18 protein-coding genes and 1 tRNA gene are annotated in these 21,458 nt (G+C 61.6%); 9 read left to right on the top strand and 10 right to left on the bottom strand.

The window, feature by feature from the left end; genetic code table 11:
- Window positions 1-109 precede the first annotated feature (109 nt).
- The 3 genes from JNK74_01085 to JNK74_01075 are packed head-to-tail and all read left to right on the top strand — an operon-like array spanning window position 110 to window position 1,982.
- Entirely contained in the window at window positions 110-538 is a 429-nt protein-coding gene (locus JNK74_01085; GenBank protein ID MBL7644759.1) for a hypothetical protein, read from the top strand.
- Window positions 535-975, top strand: a complete 441-nt coding sequence (locus tag JNK74_01080; protein MBL7644758.1) for a hypothetical protein — start codon at window positions 535-537, stop codon at window positions 973-975. Before JNK74_01085 ends, JNK74_01080 begins: the two co-directional genes overlap by 4 nt.
- Window positions 976-980: 5 nt before the next feature.
- The gene (locus JNK74_01075; protein MBL7644757.1) at window positions 981-1,982 is read left to right on the top strand and encodes an amidohydrolase family protein; all 1,002 of its coding nucleotides are present in this window, start codon (window positions 981-983) and stop codon (window positions 1,980-1,982) included.
- Window positions 1,983-2,027: 45 nt separating this feature from the next.
- Here the strand turns inward: JNK74_01075 and JNK74_01070 are convergent, their stop codons facing one another.
- The 5 genes from JNK74_01070 to JNK74_01050 form a co-directional block, all read right to left on the bottom strand.
- The gene (locus JNK74_01070; GenBank protein ID MBL7644756.1) at window positions 2,028-2,702 is read right to left on the bottom strand and encodes an outer membrane lipoprotein-sorting protein; all 675 of its coding nucleotides are present in this window, start codon (window positions 2,700-2,702) and stop codon (window positions 2,028-2,030) included.
- Entirely contained in the window at window positions 2,699-3,646 is a 948-nt protein-coding gene (locus JNK74_01065; GenBank protein MBL7644755.1) for an endonuclease/exonuclease/phosphatase family protein, read from the bottom strand. The genes JNK74_01070 and JNK74_01065 overlap by 4 nt, the downstream gene beginning before the upstream one ends.
- Window positions 3,647-3,903: 257 nt before the next feature.
- A complete protein-coding gene (locus JNK74_01060) occupies window positions 3,904-4,872 on the bottom strand; it encodes a sugar phosphate isomerase/epimerase (GenBank protein MBL7644754.1) in 969 nt (322 codons plus the stop codon).
- Between the two features lie 150 nt (window positions 4,873-5,022).
- Window positions 5,023-5,790, bottom strand: coding sequence for a hypothetical protein (locus JNK74_01055; protein ID MBL7644753.1), 768 nt, complete (start codon window positions 5,788-5,790; stop codon window positions 5,023-5,025).
- Window positions 5,790-6,401 carry an RNA polymerase sigma factor gene (locus JNK74_01050; GenBank protein MBL7644752.1) on the bottom strand — a complete coding sequence of 204 codons (612 nt, stop codon included), beginning with the start codon at window positions 6,399-6,401 and terminating at the stop codon, window positions 5,790-5,792. The genes JNK74_01055 and JNK74_01050 overlap by 1 nt, the downstream gene beginning before the upstream one ends.
- Window positions 6,402-6,570: 169 nt before the next feature.
- Between JNK74_01050 and argH the strand changes: the two genes are divergently transcribed.
- Both argH and JNK74_01040 read left to right on the top strand, forming a co-directional pair.
- Window positions 6,571-7,944: an argininosuccinate lyase gene (gene argH / locus JNK74_01045; protein MBL7644751.1), complete on the top strand. Its 1,374-nt coding sequence runs from the start codon at window positions 6,571-6,573 to the stop codon at window positions 7,942-7,944.
- 83 nt (window positions 7,945-8,027) lie between these two features.
- Window positions 8,028-9,545, top strand: a complete 1,518-nt coding sequence (locus JNK74_01040) for a response regulator (protein MBL7644750.1) — start codon at window positions 8,028-8,030, stop codon at window positions 9,543-9,545.
- Window positions 9,546-9,554: 9 nt separating this feature from the next.
- Here JNK74_01040 and JNK74_01035 read toward each other — a convergent pair whose 3' ends face one another.
- Window positions 9,555-10,403, bottom strand: a complete 849-nt coding sequence (locus JNK74_01035) for a DNA adenine methylase (GenBank protein MBL7644749.1) — start codon at window positions 10,401-10,403, stop codon at window positions 9,555-9,557.
- Entirely contained in the window at window positions 10,400-10,738 is a 339-nt protein-coding gene (locus JNK74_01030; GenBank protein ID MBL7644748.1) for a hypothetical protein, read from the bottom strand. Before JNK74_01030 ends, JNK74_01035 begins: the two co-directional genes overlap by 4 nt.
- A gap of 653 nt (window positions 10,739-11,391) precedes the next feature.
- Between JNK74_01030 and JNK74_01025 the strand changes: the two genes are divergently transcribed.
- The 4 genes from JNK74_01025 to JNK74_01010 all read left to right on the top strand — a co-directional run bounded on the left by JNK74_01025 (window position 11,392) and on the right by JNK74_01010 (window position 16,503).
- Window positions 11,392-12,690, top strand: coding sequence for an ammonium transporter (locus tag JNK74_01025; GenBank protein MBL7644747.1), 1,299 nt, complete (start codon window positions 11,392-11,394; stop codon window positions 12,688-12,690).
- 158 nt (window positions 12,691-12,848) lie between these two features.
- Entirely contained in the window at window positions 12,849-13,190 is a 342-nt protein-coding gene (locus JNK74_01020; GenBank protein MBL7644746.1) for a P-II family nitrogen regulator, read from the top strand.
- A gap of 189 nt (window positions 13,191-13,379) precedes the next feature.
- Window positions 13,380-13,456, top strand: a tRNA-Val gene (locus JNK74_01015).
- Window positions 13,457-13,791: 335 nt separating this feature from the next.
- A complete protein-coding gene (locus JNK74_01010; GenBank protein MBL7644745.1) occupies window positions 13,792-16,503 on the top strand; it encodes a phosphoenolpyruvate carboxylase in 2,712 nt (903 codons plus the stop codon).
- Window positions 16,504-16,598: 95 nt separating this feature from the next.
- Here JNK74_01010 and JNK74_01005 read toward each other — a convergent pair whose 3' ends face one another.
- From JNK74_01005 to nuoL, 3 genes are read right to left on the bottom strand one after another with little or no spacing between them, the layout of a single operon-like run.
- Window positions 16,599-18,047 carry an NADH-quinone oxidoreductase subunit N gene (locus JNK74_01005; protein MBL7644744.1) on the bottom strand — a complete coding sequence of 483 codons (1,449 nt, stop codon included), beginning with the start codon at window positions 18,045-18,047 and terminating at the stop codon, window positions 16,599-16,601.
- On the bottom strand, window positions 18,044-19,564 hold the full coding sequence (locus JNK74_01000; GenBank protein MBL7644743.1) for an NADH-quinone oxidoreductase subunit M: 1,521 nt from the start codon (window positions 19,562-19,564) through the stop codon (window positions 18,044-18,046). The genes JNK74_01005 and JNK74_01000 overlap by 4 nt, the downstream gene beginning before the upstream one ends.
- Window positions 19,561-21,447, bottom strand: a complete 1,887-nt coding sequence (gene nuoL / locus JNK74_00995) for an NADH-quinone oxidoreductase subunit L (protein MBL7644742.1) — start codon at window positions 21,445-21,447, stop codon at window positions 19,561-19,563. Before nuoL ends, JNK74_01000 begins: the two co-directional genes overlap by 4 nt.
- Between the last annotated feature and the right edge of the window lie 11 nt (window positions 21,448-21,458).

Genomic DNA, 21,458 nt, shown 5'->3' with positions numbered 1-21,458 from the left:
GGTCGTATAAGTCGTATGGGCCAAAGGACTTGAAGTCCCATAAAACTCATAGGGCCTTTCCCCCGACGAGAACCACCTCCAAAAATCGTAGAACTTACAGGAGCCATTCATGGCCAACGTACACAAGGATTTCCACGGCGCTTTCAGTTATGGCATCCAATTCATCATGCAAAGTTATGGTATGGAAGGGCTCAAAGCCTACCTGGAGAAACTGGCCGACACGGTTTACACCCCGCTGGTGAAGGGTCTGCGCGACGAGGGCCTGTCCTCCCTCCGCGCCCACTGGGAGCACATCTTCACGCTCGAAGGCGGCAAGTTTGAACTGCGCGACGAAGGCGAAGTCCTCGTGCTTGATGTGCACGAGTGCCCGGCCATCGCCCACATGAAAAAGCAGGGCTACGACATCGACCCGAATTTCTGCGAGCACACGCGCATCTTGAACGAGGCCATCTGCCAACGCGCAGGCTATCGCAGCAGCGTGGAGTACAATCAGTCGGAGGGCCGCTGTGTGCAGCGTTTCTGGAAGGAGGAAGCATGATTTCCTGTACCGAGTTTATCTGGTGCTACAGCGAGCTGTTCCGCTTTCTGGAGGAGAAAGACGGCGAGGCGAAGGTCCACGAATTCTGGAAGGGCATCTCGGACAACTTCCTGGGCAACCTTCGGGAATATATTGAGAAAGATGGCCTGGAGGGTATGCACAAATACTGGACCCACACCCTCACCGAAGAGGGGGGCCGCCATCGCCTGTCGATCTATGAGGATATGTTCGTGATCGACATGCAGGATTGCCCCTCCGCGCGGCTGGTGCACCAGTCGGGCCGCATCGATCCCTACAAGAAGTACTGCGAGCACTGCCAGGTGCTTTACCCACCGTTGATCGAAGAGTATGGCTATCAGGTGGACTTCGATATCATCAGTTGCGAGAAGGGCCGCTGCCGCATGACGGTGGTGAAGCCGCCCGAAGTGGAGAAGTGAAACCCATGCGCCAGTTGACCCTCACCGATGACGACCGCCAGATCTACCGCACCGAGATCGCGCCCTGGCTTCCGACGCGCATCTTCGACGCCCACACGCACCTGCTGATCAACCGCTGCCACCCGCAAATCGCGGAGACCCTCTCCTTTGCCGAAGACGATCTTCTGGGCAATGTGGATCTTCCGTGGCTCCAGCACTGGTGGGAGGTCCTCCTTCCCGGCATCAATGTGCGCGGGATGGTCATGGGCTACCCCACGCCCGACGTGCTGATGGCGGAAGAAAACCTGGAAGTGGCGACCCAGTGCGCGCCGGCGGGGCATATCTTCGCGTGGCTTGTGAAGCCGTCCGACTCGCTGGAGCGGCTTGAGGCCGATATCCTTCGGCATCGCCCGGCGGTGCTGAAGCCCTACATGTGCTTTGTCGAAGGCAAGCCCATGAACGATTCGGACATCACGGATCTCATCCCGGAGGGGCAGCTCGCCCTGGCGGACAAGTATGGTCTCGCGGTGATGCTCCACGTGGCGAAACAGGCGGGCATGGGCGACGCCGACAATCTCAGGGACATTGCCCTGCTTTCAAAGGCGTTTCCCAACTGCCAGTTCATCCTCGCCCACTGCGGGCGTTGCTTCATCGCGCCAAATGCGGAGAAGATGGTGGCCGAGCTGGTTCGGGCGGACAACGTCTGGATGGACACGTCCGCCGTGTGCGACGCGGGCGTGTTTCTCACCGTGTTGAAGCACTACGACCGTTCAAAAATCCTGTTCGGCTCCGACCTTGTCACGGCGGTGGGTTTTCGTGGCAATTATGTCCGCATGGGCCTGAGCTGGCATTGCTGCACCGATGGGATGGTGGCGCGCCAGGGCGGCATGGCCCACCGAAGCACCTTCGCGGCCTATGAAAACCTGGCGTCGCTGTGCTTTGCCATGCGCTTTCTGGAAATTGACACAGCGGGCCGGGAGGCCATTTTCTTCGCCAACGCAGAGCGACTCTTCAAGCCCTTCCTCTGAGAGTCCTGGGGTGGCGCCTTCTTGCCGTCACTCATGAAACTGCGCTCAGGGCTCGGGCACAAACATGCTGGGGCTCGGGTTCGAATTGAGCTGGATATTGCTGAAAGTCATGGTAATCCCCAGGGTGCCGTCCTGCTGGTAGATCTCCGATTTCCGCTGGATGCCGAGACCCTTGTCGATATAGAAGATCGCTTTGGAAAAAGGCAGGGCCGCATCCCGAGGCTTGCCTTCGACGACGAATACTTCGTGCTCGCCCACTTTGGCGCTTTCCAGGGGCGTCAGCACCATCTGAGCTTCCATTCCTTCGATCAGTCTGCCGCCGCCAGGCGGGAGGGCGTTCTGCTCCAGGGAAGGCTTGCCCTCCTGCTTGTGCTTCTGCCCCATGACCTCGGTCACGGTGTACACCTTGTCGTCGTCATACAGCACATCCATCTTCATTTCCATGGCGAAGGGCTCGGGAACTTTGGTGACGACTTTGAAGCGATACTTGTCCTTTTCCTTATCCCGCAGGTAATTAAGTGACCCGGCGCCCGTCAGGTTGAGGGGCTCAGTGCCCACGGGAAAAAGGAAGTCCATAGTCACGTCGCTCGTGAACGACTGGACCTGCTTCCACGAGGCCTCCGCGGCGGATTTGATGGTCTCTATCGAGGGGGTTTCTCCCTGGGCCAGGCCGGTGGCGGCGAGTAACGGCATCAGCAGGGCGCAAGCGCGACGTATCATGGTTCACTCCTGTTCGTAGTGGTTTCATTTGGGCGGATCGCAATAGTGCTCATATAGCCGATGTGGTCGCTCAAGGAGATCTCCTTCTCGCTCAGCTTGACCTTGGCCTCGATCGGCTCCGTCTTGATTACTTCAAATGTATAGCGGGCGTCGGTGCGGGCGAAGATGTGGTCGATTCGGGATTCGCCGGACATAACGCGCGCGAGCCCCGCGCCGTTGACCGCGGTCTGAAACTCGGCGTCCTCGATACGGCAATTCATGTCGCCCGCCAGCAGCGCCGGGGCGCTTCCGGTGTGGCTGCGCTTGACAAAAGCAGCGAGCTCGGCCATCTGCTCGTTGCGCACGAGGTCGTAGGCGGGGTTGCCGTAGCCCGCCTGGGCGTGGGTGTTGTAAAAGTCGATGTGGCCCTCGGGCAGTTCCAACCGGGCCAGGGCCACGCCCTTGCCGGCCCACCAGTCGCCCTCCCAGATCTTATAGAAAGGATTGGACGTGGTGAAGCGGTGAAAGTAAACCTCTTTGATAGGGAAGGCGCTGGCAATCAGAAGCCCGCTGCCCACATTCCCGCTGGGATAGTATTGATGATATTTCAATCGAGTGGATTCGAGTTCCTTCAGCAGCACGGCGCGGTCGGAAGCGATAAAGGCCTCCTGAAAGCCCACGATGTCGGGATCCAGGATCATGAGCTTCGCGCCGATAGCGCGCATCCGCAGTGGACGATCTTTGCCTGCGATGTAAAGATCCTGGATGTTGAAGGTGACCACCTTCAACGTCACGGGCGCGCCGAGCGGCGCGGGTGGGGTCGCGAGGAGGGCGCTTTCGGATAGATCATCCCCCACCCCCGCACGGCTGTTCATGAGCAACAGCAGGCCGCCAAGGGCAACCGCCAAAACAGCCGAGAGCAGTGTGAACAGCTTGATGAATTTCTTCGCCGGAATTTTGCCCAAGTGATGGCCTTCCGTGGGTTCTGCGGCAATCAAGAGAGAAACTGACCACGGAGGTCACAAAGGCACGGAGAAAAACAAAGGAAGGAGCGCTTAGAAAGAACGGGCATGCCACAAAATTCCAATCCAAAACACCTCACGTTCTCTTTTTCTCCGTGCCTCCGTGAACTCCGTGGTTCATGATGTCGCTCGCATCAGTGCCAAAAGGCGGCATCCCGGGCGCTGGCCCGCGGCGCCCGGGATGTCCGCAGGATTACTGATCAGGCGAGCGCCTTTTCCACGCCTTCGCGCATTTTGCGGAGGCCGATCTCCGACACTTCCTTCGGATCCTTTTTCCACAGTTCTTCATTGAAGAGTTCCAGGGAAAGGGTGCGCGTGTAGCCGATGGCCTTCAGATCGCGCAGGGCCTGATGCAGGGGCAGAACGCCATCGCCCGGAAGAATACGCGAGGCGTCGCCCGTACCTTCGGGCTTCGCGTCCGCGCCGATGTCGTTCCAATGGAAGTTGCCGATGATCTTCTCATTCAGCAATTGGATTCCGTTGAAACCGGAGCCGCCCCGCCACAGGTGAAACGTGTCGGCCACGATGCATGCTGTGGGATCGTCGGAATCCACGGCCAGCGAGCAGGCCATGCCGAACTTATTGAGTCCTTTGAGAAAGCCGATGAACTCGATGGCCACGATGATGTTGTAGTCTTCCCGACCGATGCGCAGCAGATCCCGATAGCGTTCCGCACCCCACTTCACGTCGAAGTTTTCCCGATCGGGCGTGGGAATGGCCGCCACGTGTATGGAGCCGATATCGGCGCATTGGCGCATGCGGCGGCGGGTGACTTCGAGCGAGGCCTCCCAGGCGGCCTGATCGGCGGGGATGCTTTCCCACAGTCCGATAACGTTGGGCACAAAGAGGCCCAGGTCTTTAATCTGCTTTCCGAGGTCCTTGAGGTTGCCCCCTTCTTCCTCATACTTTTCCAAGTCGTTGATCCAGGGCTCGATGGCGTCCCATCCCGCTTCCGCCGTCACCTTGATCTTGTCCTGCAGGGAAGCGGGGCGAATGGTGCTGGTGTTCATCGAGAGGGGCCAGGGGCTGATTCCGCCCTGGTATTTGTATTTCTCCGCCGCAGTCGCTTTCACCGGGGCTGAGAGCGTGGTTGCGCCGGCGCCAAGCGCGGCCGCGCCGGTGACCGAGGCGGTCTGGAGGAAGCCGCGACGGCTTACAGGATTGGACATGGTGAATGACTCCTCTTTGCACGTTGTGTGAACCGGGAAAATTCTTCAGGCGGATAAGTGTACTGGGAGTTCGGGTGAAGTGCAAGGCGGAATCGGCAAGCAGGACGATGCGGGGGGGCGCGCACCGGCGCCGACATGGATACCCTCGCTTTAGATGAGGGTGGACTTCCGGGGCTGGAGCATGTCGATGAGGCCGGTGGAGTCGTGGCCGCAGGCCACCGCCGTCACGTAGTCGCCCGTCACGCGCGTTTCCTGAATCGTGCCGCAGCGTGCGGCGCCCTTGAGCTTCTGGGCCGCCGGTGTTCCCTGGCGCGCCACCAGCAGCGCGGCGGGTTTTCCACAGCAACTGAAGCGCAGTTCCACCAGACCCTTTTCTTTGCACTTGCTGCGGCAGGCGCCCAGAAACTCCACCTTGTGGGCATGGCCGCTGGCCGGCACGGGCAGGCTGACGAACTGCAGATCAATGTTGTTGTCGTCCAGAAACTTTTGAGCCGCTTCAACGGTGGCGGGCACTTCCGAAGCCTTGGCGAATTCCACAACGTCGGTGTTGTCGATTTCGATGATGCTCGCTTCGGCGAAATTCTGGTTGGGCGCGAGATCGGTGTAAAGCGTGACTCCAAAAACCACCAGCGCCGTAGCCGCGAGCACGGAAATACCCCGCGACAGCCAAAAGTACTTCCGCGACATGACCGCCGGAGCGGGCTTCTTCATTTTTTCATTCAGCGAGTTCCAGAGCGCCACGGGGCAGCATTCGCGGCCCATGAGGGATTCGCATACCGCGGATTCAAGCCGGACCTCGCCGGTGAGGCGGTCTTTTTCACGAGAAGAAAGCGACCGCTCGAATTCAAGCGCCTCGGACGTGCTCATCTGGCCGTCCATGTACGCCATCCATCGCTTTTCTCGTTCGTCGGTGCTCATTATGCGGTACCGTGGCTTTGCAAGCCGCTTTCATCCGTATCGCGAAGTGCGCGCGGGATAAGCCGCGGCAGATTCCGTACGATCCCTTGTTCCTGCGCATAGGCCAGGAGCTCTTTTCGGAGCTTCGCCCGGCCGCGAGAGAGGTGGGTCATCACCGTACCCACCGGTATTTCCATAATCTCGGCAATTTCCTTGTAGGAGAACTTTTCCACGCCCCGCAGCAGCAGGCAGGTTCGCTGTGCGGCCGAAAGTTTTCCCAGGGCGACGTTGACCTCGTCGCCGCACTCCTCCAACACCTCCTGAGGGTTGTCCAGCACGTCGTAGTAACCGTGCTCGTCGGACAAGTCCATGAAGGACGACTCCGGAACATCGTCGATCGGGGCCGGTGTTCTGCCGGTAACGCGATTGGCCACGTAACACTTGTTCGTGATGATCCGGTACATCCAGGCGCGGAAATTCGTGCCCGGCGTGAACTTGTGTTGATTCTCCCAGGCGGCCAGCACCGCGGACGAGAAGACGTCGTCCGCATTGCCGGGGTCCCAGAGAGTCCTCAGCACATACCGATAGAATTCATCACGATAACGCTCAACTTGTTCGATGAAGTCGTCCATAGCGTCCAATATATTCAACAGGTTGGAACGTTTATGTCAGGGGCGGGCACAATGCCCGGGCCCGTTCGAATCCGGGAGCAACAATGGGCTATCATTAACCGGGGTGGCGCAGGGTCGACAGGACGCGCCACGCCACGTAGTTAAGGATACTATAGCGCGAGGATGATGAATGAGCAAACTTTGGGGTGGCCGTTTCGAGGGCCAGACAGACGCATTGGTGGTAGCCCTCGGAGAATCGGTCAGTTATGACGCCCGCCTCGCCCCCTGGGACATCCGCGCGAGCATCGCCCACGCCGAAATGCTCGGCGATTGCGGCATTATCGCCAAATCCGAGGCCACCAAGATCATCAAGGGCTTGAAATCGATTGCCAAAGACGTGGAGGCGGGCAAAATCGCGTGGGACACGGCGATGGAGGACGTGCACACCAATATCGAGGCAGCGTTGGTGGAACGGATTGGCGACGCGGGCAAGCGCCTCCACACCGGTCGCAGCCGTAATGACCAGATTGCCACGGACATGCGCTTGTGGATGCGGGACCAGATCGACGCCGTCGTGGGACTCATCGGCGCCCTCCGAAGCGCGCTGCTGGACCTGGCCGAGGCCCACCTGGACGTTATTCTCCCCGGATTTACTCACTTGCAGAACGCTCAGCCCGTGTTGCTGGCCCATCACCTGCTGGCCTATGTGGAGATGCTGACCCGCGATGCGGAGCGGTTCACCCAGTTGCGCAAGCGGGCCAATGTGCTTCCGCTGGGCTCCGCCGCCATGGCTGGAACCCCCTATCCCATTGACAGAAATAAGGTTGCGAAGGCGCTTGGCTTCGATTCCATCTCCCGAAACAGCATGGATGCCGTCTCCGACCGCGACCACATGATCGAGTTCTGCGGCAATGCGGCCCTGGTCATGATGCACCTTTCGCGCTTCAGCGAGGAACTGATCCTGTGGTCCACGCCGGCTTTTGGCTTCGTGGAAATCGGCGACGCCTTCACCACGGGTTCCAGCATCATGCCGCAGAAGAAGAATCCCGATGTGGCCGAGCTGGTCCGCGGGAAAACGGGCCGGGTCTACGGCGACCTGAATGCCCTCCTCACGCTGATGAAGGGTCTGCCCATGACCTATAATCGCGATCTGCAGGAAGACAAAGAAGCGATTTTCGACGCCTCCGACACCGTCCAGCTCTGCCTTGCGGTCTTCGCCGCCATGATTCCGTCCATCGCGATTCAACGCGAGGCCATGGCCGCCGCGACAAGTCAGGGCTTCATGGAGGCCACGGATCTGGCGGACTATCTGGTGGTGAAGGGGGTTCCCTTCCGCGAGGCCCACGGCATTATCGGGCGGATTGTTCGCCACTGTGTGGCCTTGAAGACGACCCTCCCGGCCCTTGCACTGGCGGATTATCAACGATTTTCGCCGAAGTTTGAGGCCGATGTGTATGCCGTGCTGACGCCGGAGGCCATCGTGCGGCGGCGCAATAATCCGGGCGGCACCGCGCCGGGCCAGGTCCGCAAAGCCCTCAAAGCGGCACGCAAATTGGGTACATAAATTGACGTAAACGTATTTTGCGAAGTTTCGTCGAATCTGTGGTATGATTACCCGTAGTGCCCTGCCGGTATCTGGGAGACCTTATGGCAAAATCGGAACGCATTCTGATCGTTGACGACGAAATTGTGATTCGCGAGCTGATGTCCGATATCCTGACGGATGAAGGATTCAATGTAGAATCCGCGCCCAATGGCGTGGCGGCTCTGGAAATGCTGAAGGCGACCGACGACTTCGTCGTGCTCTTCACCGATATCATGATGCCCGAAATGGACGGTATTGAGCTGATCCGCAAGGCCCGTCTGGTTGCTCCCGCGCTGGTTCCCATCGTAATGACGGGCTACGCGACGCTTGAGACGGCTCGCGCGGCGGTGAAGGAAGGGGCCTACGACTACGTTCTGAAGCCCTTCAATCTCAGCGAGATCAAGATGGCGGTCACCAACGCGCTGGAGCGTTGCCGCCTCGCCAACGAGAATGCCTCCCTTCTCGAAATCACCGAACTGTTCAAGATCAGCGAGCGAATCGCATCGATCCGTTCGGAGGATTCGCTCCTCGATTTTGTTCTCGAAGCCGCGCTGGAGCGGGTGGAAGCCAGGCGCGGTTCGCTCATGCTCGTTTCCGAAGACGGCCAGAACCTTGAAATTGCACGCGGTGTGGGGCTCCCCCAGGACTTTGACCGTGCCGCGATCCATGTCAAGAGCAGTATCTCGGGCTGGGTGGCGGAAAACGTGAAGCCCCTTTTCATTGAAGATATCCGACAGGAACCCACGGTCGACAAGCTGAGCTGGCAACTCCGGGACAACTCCTTTATATCGGTGCCGCTGGAACGCAAAGCTTCCACCCTCGGCGAGCCCTGCTCCGACAAGGGCAAAGTTATTGCCGTACTGAATGTAACGGAAAAGCGCAGCGGCGGCACCTTTTCCGAGGCCGATCTGAAGATTCTCAGTATCATGGCCAACCACGCGGCGGCGGCGCTGGAAAATGTGCGCCTGCTCCGCGACGTGGAAGACGCCCAGCGCGAAATTGTGTTTACCCTCGGCGAAATCGTGGAGACGCGCTCGCAGGAGACGGGATTCCACGTCAAGCGCGTGGCGGAATACTGCAAGCTCCTCGGGCTCAAGTGCGGCCTTTCCCAGGGCGAGGCGGAGATTCTGCGCCTCGCTTCACCGTTGCACGATGTGGGCAAGGTGGGTATTCCAGATGCCATCTTGAACAAGCCGGGCAAGTTGACGCCGGAAGAGTTTGACGTCATCAAGACCCATGCAACCATGGGCTACGACATGCTTAAGGTCACCAAAGGCCATGTGCTTCAGGCGGCGGCCATCATTGCCCTGCAGCACCACGAGCGCTTTGACGGAAAAGGCTATCCCCACGGCCTTTCCGGGAAGGACATCCACATTTTTGGGCGCATCACCTGTATCGCGGACGTGTTCGACGCCCTCGGCGTAAAGCGGGTGTACAAAGAAGCCTGGTCCCTTGATCGCATTCTGGATCTGTTCAAGGAAGAGCGGGGCCGCCAGTTCGATCCCGAAATCACGGACGTCTTCTTCGATAATCTGGACGAGATCCTCGAAATCCGCGCCGCCCTGATCGACGAAGACTGAGTCCGTCGTTCAGAAGTTCCTCACCAGCACTTCCCTTACCTCTCCCCGCTTGTCCGCGCGGCTGTTCACTAGCCGACGGGCCATCACCACTTCGATCGTGAAGGGCGCGTACAGCTCCTGGATCAGGGGCGTGTCCGAATTGGAGAGGACCACCTTCACACCTCGACCGTGCAGGCGCCGAAACACGTCGGCCAGCGAGCGCTGGGCATCTTCTCCGAAGGGATCGCGGTGGTAGCTGGTGAAGTTGGCCGTCTTTGAAACCGGGTCGTAGGGCGGGTCGAAATAAACCAGATCGCCCTCGACGGCTCGGTCGAGCACGGCGGTGAAATGGCTGCGATGGATCTGGCAGCGACAAAGCGCCGCGGAGACCGCCCTGAGATTGGCGTGATTGCAGATGAGGGGGTTCTTGTAGCGCCCCATGGGCACGTTGAACTCGCCTTTGCTGTTCTCCCGGTAGAGCCCGTTGAAACAGGTGCGATTCAGATAAATCAAGCGCGCGGCGCAGGCGACTTTGTCATCCGGCACCTCGGCACGCACCCGGTAGTAGTGCTCTTCATTGTGCCGGGCCTGGTGCTGCTCCAACAGCGCAATGACCTGCTCCACGTTTTTCTGCACGCCTTCGTAGGCCTCAATCAGCCGGGGATTGTTGTCCGAGAGGATCGCCTTGGAGCGACCGAGTTCGTGGCGACCGTACAGATCGAAAAAGAGGGCGCCCCCGCCGACAAAGGGCTCATGATAGCGACCGTAGGGCCGGGCCTGGGCAGTCCGGACACGAAGCTCGTCCAGCAGTTGGCGTTTGCCGCCCACCCACTTCAAGAAAGGCAGGGGTGCGGGATTTGTTTGCACGGCGTCCGTCATAGTCCGAAGTAGAGCTCCAGCCACTTCTCCAGGTCGCACAATTCCACGGCTTTGCCGGTGGAAAGGAGGTAGGCTTTGATATTTTCGGAGAATCCTTCCCCCGCGAAGACCACGATGCCGCGAATAGGCCAGGCCTGAATATCCTCGATGGTCGCGGGAATCTTCTCCTCCGCCGAGCCGGTGGTGCCCTGATACTTGCACTCTATGCCCAGGCTGATTCGAGTTTCGGGATGCTTCAGCACCACATCGATCTGGCGCCGCGCGCCCCAGATACGCCGACCGACGGCCACCTGCGACTCCACCACAAGCCCAAGTGCCGCGCCGACTTCCGACACGGAGACTTCCAGGTCTTTACCTGACTTTACAGCATTGGCTTTACCGGGCATGGATTGTGGATTGGACCTCTGAACTGCCTTCCGCGGCAGGGCGGATTGGAAGGGACCGGAAGCAGAGCGCATCCGGACGCGAGCGGAGTATGGCCCAAGGGGGCCCCCGCGATCAAGGTGCCGCCCCCTGAGTGGTTGGGGGCGCGGTCGGGGGCCGGAGGCCGATTGAAACCTACTTCGGCGTACAATGCCCGGAGGCATCTTACCAAACGGTAACATTTGCCTGTCGCCGATCGGTGAGGGTCTCGACCTACCCTGCGGCGGCCCACGTTCCGTTAAGCGACCACGGGACAATGGCTTGCGGAGAGACCAAATGGCGCCCGACCGCCGGAATCAAGATTGGCACAATTGCTGCTTTTGGAGGTCGGGCAAAGATGATGCTCAACCGTTTACAAGGCGTGTGAAGCGGTTTGGGCACATCGGGTAATGGGATGGAGCCATTCGCCCGGTAATCGTCGCTATCTCGGCGTTCCCGGTCTACCTGCCTGCACTAGCTGCCATAACCATTCTTTAACGCACGCCTCAGGACTTAGTGTAAGGAGAGTTTCGTGAAAATTATGCAGAGATTTCGCAGTGGGGCGTGGTCGCGGCTTGGACTGACAATGTTCGCATTGTCCGCTTCCTGCCTTGCCTACGCCCAGGATGCCCCCCCCGCCCCCGAACCTGGCGACACCGCCTGGATGTTGACATCCACGGCGCTCGTTCTGTTCATGACCATTCCGGGTCTCGCCCTGTTCTACGGCGGCCTGGTGCGGTCGAAAAACGTGTTGTCCGTCCTTATGCAGTGTTTCACCATCACGGCCCTGGCCACCCTGCTCTGGGTCATCTGCGGGTACAGCCTCGCTTTCGCGGTGCCGGCCACGCAGGCGGAAGGCGTTATCGGATTGCATGCCTTTGTCGGCGATTTGAGCAATGTCTTCCTGAAGAATCTGACGGTGAGCAACCTGACGCTGACCTTCCCCGAGTCGGTCTTCATCACGTTCCAGTGCACGTTCTTCATCATCACGCCGGCCCTCATCATCGGCGCCTTCGCCGAGCGCATGAAGTTCTCCGCCGTGCTGGTCTTCACCACCCTGTGGCTGGTACTCGTGTACGCCCCCATGTGCCACATGGCCTGGTCCGGCGCCGGCGCGCTGTTCTGGGACTGGGGTGTGCTGGACTTCGCGGGCGGCACCGTGGTGCACATCAACGCGGGTATCGCGGCGCTGGTCGCCTGTATCCTGGTTGGCAAGCGCTCGGGCTTTCCCCAGAAGCCGATGCCTCCGCACAACATGACCATGACCGTCACCGGCGCGGGCATGCTGTGGGTCGGCTGGTTCGGCTTCAACGCGGGTAGCGCGGCCGCGGCCAACGGCACGGCGGGTATGGCGATGCTGGTCACCCAGATCTGTGCGGCGACGGCCACCCTGACCTGGCTCGCGATTGAGTGGATGAAGCACGGCAAGCCGAGCGCGCTGGGCGCGGCCACCGGTGCGGTGGCGGGTCTGGTTGCCATCACCCCGGCTTCCGGCACCTGCGGCCCGCTGGGCGCCATCCTGATGGGTATCGCCGTGGGCATCATCTGCTTCCTCGGCGCCACGACCATCAAGAAGCTGGGCGGCTACGACGACTCTCTGGACGCCTTCGGCGTGCACGGCATTGGCGGTATCGTGGGTGCGATTCTGACCGGTGTGTTCGCATCCGACGCCCTGGGTGGCGTGGGATATGTTGAAGGTGTGACGATGGGATCTCAGGTGTTTGCCCAGTTGAAGAGCGTTATCGTAACGCTGGTGTATAGCGGCCTGGTATCGCTTATACTGTTCAAGCTCATCGACCTCACCATCGGCCTGCGGGTCTCCGAAGAAGTCGAAAGCCAGGGCCTGGATCTTGCCGAACACGGCGAAGAAGGCTACATCCTCTAATCAGTATCAGTTCGGGGGAGGCCCCGTGGCCTCCCCCGCATGAAACCCCCGGCAATCAATCCGCAGCCCGCGGCGCCGGGTGGCCCCAAAGAAACCTGTAGCCTGTCGTGCTGGCCCCGAGATTCGGCGGCCCCGGCGATGGAGTGGAGAACATAAAGGTGAAAAAAGTAGAAGCGATTATCAAGCCGTTCAAGCTGGAAGAAGTAAAGGATGCCCTTTCCGGCGTTGGCATTCAGGGCCTGACCGTCTCGGAGGTCAAGGGATTTGGCCGCCAGAAGGGACACAAGGAACTTTACCGCGGCGCGGAATACGTCGTGGAATTCCTCCCGAAGGTAAAGCTGGAAATCGTCGTGACCGACGACGCGGTGGAAAAGGTGGTCAAGGCCATCATCGGCGGCGCCTCGACGGGCCGCATCGGTGACGGCAAGATCTTCGTCTCCACGGTCGACGACGCCGTGCGCATCCGCACCGGTGAAACCGGCGACGTAGTGCTGAGCTGAGCGGAAGCCGGCTGGCATATGCTGCATGTCCGCCCCGCATCCGGCCCCCCGGCCCGATGCGGGGCCTTTATTTTGCGCCTGACCGGGGACCGGGTGTGTAAACCCGATCAGCCCCATAATTTGATACGATTCCGCGGAGATGCTATACTTGCGCGTCTTGAGAAGCACCTCACCCGCTTCCATCCTTTCGGGCGATTAGCTCAGTTGGTTAGAGCACCTGTCTTACACACAGGGGGTCGCAGGTTCGAGCCCTGCATCGCCCACCATTTAATATCCCTCCCCTTTGTATCCTCTTCCACCATTGTGCCCCGGCACCCACGTTCGCCCACTGGCGTGCGCGCCATCCAATCAAGAAATCCGGGGCCTACCGGGAGGTATGCATGCCCCGCTCTTCCAGGAGGACATTCCCATCCCGGCGGAATGAATGGCCGGGTGCGTAGTGTTCTTTTTGGGGATGCGACCACTGGCATCGCATCGGGGGAAGATCCGGCTCCGGCCTTGTTGCGCCGTTCCAGGCCCCCAGTCCAGCAAGTTGATTTACCACACGCGGGCAGCACCGCTCCGAGCCCAGAAAGGATTCCATATGTCCGCAAGAGATCTGATGCCCGAATGGTCCGAGAAGGTCGGCGAGGACATTGCCTTCCTCACGGAATGTTTCGCGGAGGTGCTCACGGAGCTGGGCGAGAAACGACTGGTGCCCTTCCTGCCGTGGCATGCGAGTTATCGCCCGCGCCGCGCCAAAGCGCCCCTTCAGGTGGGCAAGGTCAACGAGCAACTTCAGGTCATGTCCATCGCGTACCATCTGCTGAATATCGTAGAGGAGAATGCCGCCGCACTGGGCCGCCGCGAGCGGGAGCGGCACCTCGGCCTGCTCCATGAGCCGGGCCTTTGGGGCCGCAGTCTGAAGCGTCTGCGCGACGAGGGATTCAGTGAAAAAGAAATCCTGAGCTCCTTGAAGAACATGGAGGTGGAGGTGGTGCTCACCGCTCACCCGACCGAGGCGAAGCGACCGGTGGTGCTCCGGCAACACCGCGCGCTCTACGATGAGTACACGAAGCTGGAGGGCACGGATTGGACGCCCTACGAGCGCACGGCGATTCGCGAGCGCATCAAGGCTCACCTCGAACGCCTGTGGCGCACCGGTGAAATGCACATGAAAAAGCCCGACGTGCTTTCGGAGCTGGAAGACATGTGCGACTACCTGGGCATGGTCTTTCCCCGCGCGGTGCTCAAGTTGAACCAGCGCCTCCAGGGGGCCTGGGCCGAAGCGGGGCTGAACCCGGCGGCGCTCTGCAAGGCGGGCGCCGGCCCGCGTCTCTTCTTCGGCAACTGGGTCGGCGGCGATCGGGATGGTCATCCTCTCGTGACGGCCGAAGTCACACGCCAGACCCTCGCGCGACTGCGCCGGGGAGCCCTCGATCAGGTTCGTACCCGGCTGGAGACACTGGCGGACAACTTGACGTTGTCGGACCTGTTTCAGCATGCCCCGCAGAATTTTCTGGATGTCCTTGAGGAAAGAAAGCTCCTCCTCTCCCCCGCCGCGCTGGGTCGGCTGGCGCCCATTCCCCATGAACCCTGGCGCGAGTTCGTCTTCGTCTTGCGGCTGCTCCTGGATGACGCACAGCATACGCCGGGAAGCGCCTATGCCCGTCCCGAAGCGCTCCGGGCCGATCTCCAGATTCTGGTGGACTCGCTGGTGGCGGTGGGTGCGCGGCGGCTGGCCGACACGGAGGTGGCGCCGGTACTTCTGCACCTGGACACCTTCGGTTTCCACATGGCGGCCCTCGATATACGCCAGAACAGCGACTTCCATGCGGTCGCGCTTACCCAGTTGCTCCATGCCGCCGGCTTTGAGGATTGGGACTACGAAAACTGGGATCGTGAACAGCGCCGCGCCTTTCTCGACCTCGAACTTCGTTCCCTGCGGCCCATCGCTCCCCGACAGTGCGACCTCGGTCACGAGGCGCGAGCGATGCTCGACCTGTACGAAGTCATTGCGGAGCACGTGCGGCACTTCGGCCCGGATGGCATCGGAAGCTTCATCGTAAGCATGACGCGTGACGAAACGGACCTGCTCATTGTCTACCTCTTTGCGCGCGAAGTGGGCCTGGTCTTTGCCGCGGAGGGCGGCCTCGCCTGCGCGCTGGACGTGGTGCCCCTCTTCGAAACGATGGAGGATCTGGAGGGGAGCCCGGCCATACTTGAGGCATTCTTGAGCCATCCCATCACACGCCAGAACACCGGCCAACCCCAGCAGGTCATGGTGGGCTACAGCGACAGCAACAAAAGCGGCGGCATGTTTGCAAGCCAGTGGGCGCTCAACCAGGCCCAGGGCCGACTCGCCGAGATCTGCCGGGCTCACGGCCGGCCCATCTACTTCTTTCATGGCCGTGGCGGCACCTATAGCCGGGGCGCAGGGCCCACCAACCAGTTTCTGGAGGCGCTGCCCGCGGGATCGCTGGATGGCCGGGTGCGCCTGACGGAGCAGGGTGAGGTTATCGGCCAGAAGTTCGGCAACCTGCCGACCGCAGTATACAATCTGGAACTGCTGACGGCGGGCGTAGCCGTGGCCACGCTCCATCACAGCCGCCCGGTGCCCGTTTCGCCCCGGCTGCTGTCCATCGGTGAAACCTTGAGTCGATTCAGTCAGGATGCTTATCGCGCGCAGTTGGAATCGCCCGGATTCATCAAATTCTGGGCTTCGGCAACGCCTATCGACGCGCTGGAACGGAGTTTCATCGGCTCACGACCCTCGCGGCGCACCGGGAAGCGTTCCGTGGCCGATTTGCGCGCGATCCCGTGGGTTTTCAGTTGGACCCAGGCACGGTATTATCTCCCCGGCTGGTTCGGCGTGGGCACGGCGCTTGAGCGCCTCGAAAAGGAGCAGCCCGAGGCCTACGAAACCCTTCGGCGCGAGAGCGGCGGCTGGCCCTTCGTGCGCTATGTGCTTTACAACGCTGAGAACAGTCTGGCGTCCGCCGACCTCGCCATCATGGAGCAATACGCCTCGCTGGTGAAAGATCCCGCCCTGCGCAAGTATCAGTTTGACCGGATCTCGGGCGAGTACCTGCGCACCGAGCGCATGTTGAATCAGTTCTTCGGCGCCACCCGCGCGGAACGGCGTCCACGGCTCACGCGTACCCTGGAAATGCGCGCGGCCGGACTGCGGAGCTTGCACGAACTGCAGATCGGGCTGTTGCGCGAGTGGCGGGCGCTTCGGGCCGCAAGGAAGAACCTGGAAGCCCAGGCCCTTATGCCCTCCCTCCTGCTTTCGGTAAACGCGATCGCCAGCGCGGAGCGGACAACGGGCTGACTGCGCAGCCATTCAGGTGATCGAGTAGGTAAGAAAGCGCCCGGTCGATTCGGTATCGACCGGGCGCTGTGTAATTCGAGAAGGGATGGGCTTGATTATTGGCCCGCGCTCATGCTCTGGATGAAGTGAATGATGGGTGCGGGGAAGATGCCGACCAGGAGCGTGGCGAGGGTCAGGCCGACCAGCACCACATCGCGCGGCACGGAAACGGGCAGGCGACGCTTGACGCAGACCGCCTCGCCGCTGTCTTCCCGGGAAGCCATGAGCACGATGACCCGGAGGTAGTAGTAGGCGCCCACGGTGCTCGTCAAGGCGAGGACGACCAGGAGCCACCAGAAATTGGTGGACGCGCCGGCGGCGAGAAGATAGAACTTGCCGAGAAAACCGGCCGTGAGGGGAATGCCCGCCAGCGAGAGCAGGCTCACCGCGAGAACGGAAGCCGCCAGCGGATCGCTCCAGAAGAGGCCGCGAAAGTCGCCTATGCGCTCCACTTCTCGGCCCGTGGCCGAATGGCTGGTCAGGCACATGATAACGCCAAAAGCCCCCAGGGTAGCGGTGGTATAGGCGAGGAGATAGAGGGCCACGGTCTCGTGGGTCGCGGAGCCGCCCGAGATGAAGGCAATGGAGAGGTAGCCCATGTGGGCGATGGAGGAGAAGGCCAGCATGCGCTTGAGATTGCTCTGCACCAGCGCGAGCACGTTCCCCGCGATCATGGAGGCGGCGGCGGTCAGCGCGATAAAGGCAACGAGCGACTCGGTCACCGGCGCACTGTCCACGGAGAAATAGCGAACGAGCACGGCGAGAATCGAAATCTTGGATATGGTTGCGGCAAAGGCCGTTACCGGCGCGGGCGAGCCTTCATACACATCGGCGGTCCAGAGGTGGAAAGGCACGATGGAAAGCTTGAAGCCAATGCTGACGAACATCATGGCGACGCCGAGGAGCACCACCCGATTTTCGGTCTGGTCCATGGTGGCGTGGGCCAGCGCGGTCATGTTCATGGTGCCGAGTTCCGCATAGACCAGGGCCATGCCGAAGAGCAGGAATGCGGCGGAGGCGGCGGCGAGAATCAGGTACTTGATGCTGGCTTCCGTGCCGCGAAAGTCGCTGCGTACATAGGCGATCAGCCCGTAGAGCGACACGCTGAGCAGTTCGAGCCCCAGGTAGAAGGTCGCGAAGTGGGTGCTCACCGCCATGACCCCGGCGCCCGCCGTGGCAAGCAGCAGGAGCACGTAGTATTCCTCCGGTTGGGATTCGCGGAGGGTGAAATAGGTCTTGCTCATGGAGAAGAGTACAAAGGTCGTGAGCAGGATCATGACCATGTACAGCAGGCCAAAGTGATCTATCAGCACGAGATTGGTGACCTGCCGGGGCGCTTCACCCGCGGCAACCCAGCAGGCGAGGAGGCCCAGCGCGAGGGACCCCATGGCCAGCACGCGGGCGACCTTATGGTTGCGCCGCCAGGCAATGGCAAGTAGCACGGCTACGGGCGCGGCGCTGAGGACCAGGAGCGGCGAGAGGGCGAGAAAGTCTGCGCCAGTCATTGAACTTCTCCATTCTGGATATCCGCGGACACGCCGGAAAGGGGGCTGCCCGAGGTTGAAGACAGGGCCGTCGGGGCGGCGCCCGCCTGCCAGGCGGTGTCAAGGAAGGGTTTGGGATAGGCGCCGAGCCAGACCAGCACCGCGATAAGCGCGGCGCAGAGGGCGAGTTGAGCGGGGGTTGCGTCCCAGGCGGGTACGCCCTCCGGTTTGGGCCCGAAAAAGACGCGCTGTACGACCCGCAGGGAATAGGCTGCGGCCAGTACGGCCCCGATGGCGGCGATTCCCGCTGCGACCGGGTGGGTTGTGAAAGTACCCAGCAGGGTCATGAATTCTCCCGCAAAATTGCCGAGGCCGGGAAGTCCGAGGGTCGCCATGGCGAATACAATGGCCACGGCGCCGAGGCGCGGCGCGGTGTGCCACAGGCCGCCGAGCTTCTCAACGTCCCGCGTCTTCATCTGGCGTTCCACGAGGTCGGCGATGAAGAACATGCCGGCCACGCTGATGCCGTGGCAGAACATCTGGAGAACGGCGCCGCGCTGGGCGAGAGGGCTCATGGAAAAAGCCCCGAGGGCAATGAAGCCCAGGTGTGAGGCGCTGGAGTAGGCGATGATACGTTTCAGGTCGTTCTGTCCATAGGCCATCCAGGCGCAGTAGATGACGGTGATGACGCCCAGCAGTACAATAGCGGAGGCGTAGTGCGCCGCGCCTTCCGGGGCGAGCGGAATCGCGAAGCGGAGCAGCCCGTAACCGGCCGCCTTGGCCATCAACCCGGCGAGGAGCACGGTGGTGTCCGCCGGCGCGGCTTCATAGGCGTCCGCCTGCCAGGTGTGAAAGGGTACGAGGGGCAATTTCACGGCAAAGGCCAGGAAGAAGCCGAGGAAGATCCACTTGGATGCCGTCGCGCCGAGTGGTGTGGCGAGGAGCGCTTCCGTCGCGAAGGTATATTCGCCCGTGGCCTGACCATGAAGAAAGAAGAGGGCGAAGATGGAGACGAGCATCAGAAGCCCGCCAGCCTGGGTGAAGATGAAGAAGCGCATGGAAGCCCGGACGCGGTTGGGGTGATCGCCCAACAACAGCAGGGCGAAAACCGGCACGAGCATGATCTCGTAGAACACGAAGAAGAGGGCCAGATCCGCCGCGAGGAACACGCCCATCAAGGAGGAAAGGGTGGCCAGGATCAGGAATCGCCGCATGCCGGCGCGGCTGCCTGCGCCGTCCCGCACCATGAACAGGGCCACGAGGCCCACAAGGCAGGTGAGGATGACCAGAATCAGTGCCAGGCCGTCCAGAGCGAAGGACAGGGACATGCCGAGCTGGGGAATCCACGGGATGGACCAGGACACGATCCAGCCGGCCTCGGGCGACGCCGCGCGCCCCCACAGGACGATAAGCTGGACGAGGGCCAGGAGCAGCGATGCGGGCCCGGCCCACTGGGACAGGGCGGGAAAACGTTGTCCCGCGAACCAGGCGGCCGCCCCGCCCAGGAGGGGCAGGAGAAATATCCAGAGAAGTATCATCGGTACACCACCAGGTAGGTGGCCGCAATGGCACCGGCGGCAATCCCGGCCATGTACCACCGCAGCTTTCCAGTCTGCGTCAGTCTAAAGAGTTGGGCCACGCCATTCACGGTCTTGTCGACGCCGACGAAGGCCAGATCGACGCCGTCGGCGCGGTTGGCACGGGCCGATGCGCCAAAGGGGGCCACCAGCAGAAAATGATAAAGGGCGTCGAATCCCCATCCCGCCGTGAGGAGGCGATGAAGCGCGCCGCCCATGGACGAGGTGGCAAGACGCTCAACAACGGGCTTCCGGGGAAGAAAACAGGCCCAGGCGATGAACAGGCCCGCGGCCACGACACAAGCCGCGGCCCCTTGAAGGGCGAGCTCGATGTTCAGCGGGCCGAAGGCGAAGCCGGGCGCGGGCAGCACATGCTCCAGATAGTGGGAGAAGGCCGGCCAGTGTCCAAGCGTGCGGGGCAACTCCAGGAATCCGGCCAGGGTCGCGCCGACGGCCAGGACCACCAGGGGGATCTTCACCGCGCGACCGGGCAGGGATGACACGAGGGTGTTGGACTCACCGAAGAAGGTGATGAAGACCATGCGGAAGGTATAGAGGGAGGTAATAAAGGCGCCCAGAAGCCCGGCGGCCCAGAGGCCCTTCCCGCCCAGGGGCGAGGACCAGACTTCCCAGAGGATCATGTCCTTGCTGTAGAAGCCTGCGGTCACGAGGGGCAGGGCCGCGAGCGACAATGCGCCGATGAGGAAGGTCCAGAACACGAGGGGCAACTGGCGCCGGAGGCCGCCCATCTTGAACATGTCCTGCTCGTGGTGCAGGCTCAGGATGATGGCGCCCGCCGCCATGAAGAGCAGGGCTTTGAAGATCGCGTGGGTCATGAAGTGAAACATGGCCGCCGACCAGGCCCCCGCGCCGAGGGCGAGGAACATGTAGCCGATCTGGCTGATGGTGGAATAGGCCAGGACCCGCTTGATGTCGCGCTGGACGAGGGCGCACGTGCCGGCGATGAGCAGGGTGGCGGCGCCGATGATGCCGACAAAATGCTGTACGGAGGGGGCCAGCTCAAAGATCGGGTGGGTGCGCGCGATGAGATAAACACCCGCCGTCACCATCGTGGCGGCGTGAATCAGGGCGCTCACAGGCGTGGGACCCGCCATGGCGTCGGGCAGCCAGACCTGAAGGGGCAACTGTCCGGACTTGCCCAGCGCACCGCCGAGGAGGCAGAGCGCGGCGAAGGTCGCGGCGGCCGACCCCGCGGCCCAGGCGTGGGGCGCGCGCTGGAGCGCGGTGGCGATGTCGAGGGTTCCGAGTTGGGCGTAGATATAGAAGAGGCCAATCACCAGGGCCACGTCGCCCACGCGGGTGGTGAGGAAGGCTTTGGTAGCGGCTTTCCCGTTCGCGGGATCGCTGTACCAGAAGCCGATGAGCAGATAGCTGCACAGCCCCACCCCCTCCCAGCCCAGGAAGAGGAAGAGGAAGTTGTCCGCCAGCACGAGAACCAGCATGGCGGCGACGAAGAGATTCATGCAGGCAAAGAATCGCGCATAGCTGTCGTCGTGGGCCATGTACTCCGTGGAGTAGACATGAATGAGGAAGCCGATCAGGGTGACAACCAGCACCATCAAGAGGGACAGGGCATCGAGGCGGAAGGAAATCGCGGAGGAGAATCCGTCGGCCGCCACCCACTCCCACAGGGTCTGGGTACGCGCTTCCGCGCCGCCCGCGAAGAAGGCGATGGCTACGACGAGGGCGGCCAGGGCGCTGAGGCCCACGCTGCCCACGCCGATGCGCGTGGATTCCTTGCGCGTCAGCCCCCCGCCGAAGAGGGCGAGGATAAGAAAGCCCGCGAGGGGAAAGGCGGGTATGGTCCAGAGTATCGACACGATAAGTATCCTCG

It is taken from the genome of Candidatus Hydrogenedentota bacterium, assembly GCA_016791475.1.
GTDB lineage: Bacteria > Hydrogenedentota > Hydrogenedentia > Hydrogenedentales > JAEUWI01 > JAEUWI01.
Note: the sequence above shows the minus strand (reverse complement) of the source record. Positions and strands in the feature narration are given on the sequence as shown.

Coding starts and splice junctions, on each gene's coding strand:
- JNK74_01070 (MBL7644756.1), bottom strand. CDS start 2,702: ATGATACGTCGCGCTTGCGCCCTGCTGATGCCGTTACTCGCCGCCACC.
- JNK74_01025 (MBL7644747.1), top strand. CDS start 11,392: ATGTTCGCATTGTCCGCTTCCTGCCTTGCCTACGCCCAGGATGCCCCC.
- JNK74_01085 (MBL7644759.1), top strand. CDS start 110: ATGGCCAACGTACACAAGGATTTCCACGGCGCTTTCAGTTATGGCATC.
- JNK74_01075 (MBL7644757.1), top strand. CDS start 981: ATGCGCCAGTTGACCCTCACCGATGACGACCGCCAGATCTACCGCACC.
- JNK74_01050 (MBL7644752.1), bottom strand. CDS start 6,401: ATGGACGACTTCATCGAACAAGTTGAGCGTTATCGTGATGAATTCTAT.
- JNK74_01055 (MBL7644753.1), bottom strand. CDS start 5,790: ATGAGCACCGACGAACGAGAAAAGCGATGGATGGCGTACATGGACGGC.
- JNK74_01080 (MBL7644758.1), top strand. CDS start 535: ATGATTTCCTGTACCGAGTTTATCTGGTGCTACAGCGAGCTGTTCCGC.
- JNK74_01040 (MBL7644750.1), top strand. CDS start 8,028: ATGGCAAAATCGGAACGCATTCTGATCGTTGACGACGAAATTGTGATT.
- JNK74_01005 (MBL7644744.1), bottom strand. CDS start 18,047: ATGACTGGCGCAGACTTTCTCGCCCTCTCGCCGCTCCTGGTCCTCAGC.
- argH (MBL7644751.1), top strand. CDS start 6,571: ATGAGCAAACTTTGGGGTGGCCGTTTCGAGGGCCAGACAGACGCATTG.
- JNK74_01000 (MBL7644743.1), bottom strand. CDS start 19,564: ATGATACTTCTCTGGATATTTCTCCTGCCCCTCCTGGGCGGGGCGGCC.
- JNK74_01060 (MBL7644754.1), bottom strand. CDS start 4,872: ATGTCCAATCCTGTAAGCCGTCGCGGCTTCCTCCAGACCGCCTCGGTC.
- JNK74_01035 (MBL7644749.1), bottom strand. CDS start 10,403: ATGACGGACGCCGTGCAAACAAATCCCGCACCCCTGCCTTTCTTGAAG.
- JNK74_01010 (MBL7644745.1), top strand. CDS start 13,792: ATGCCCGAATGGTCCGAGAAGGTCGGCGAGGACATTGCCTTCCTCACG.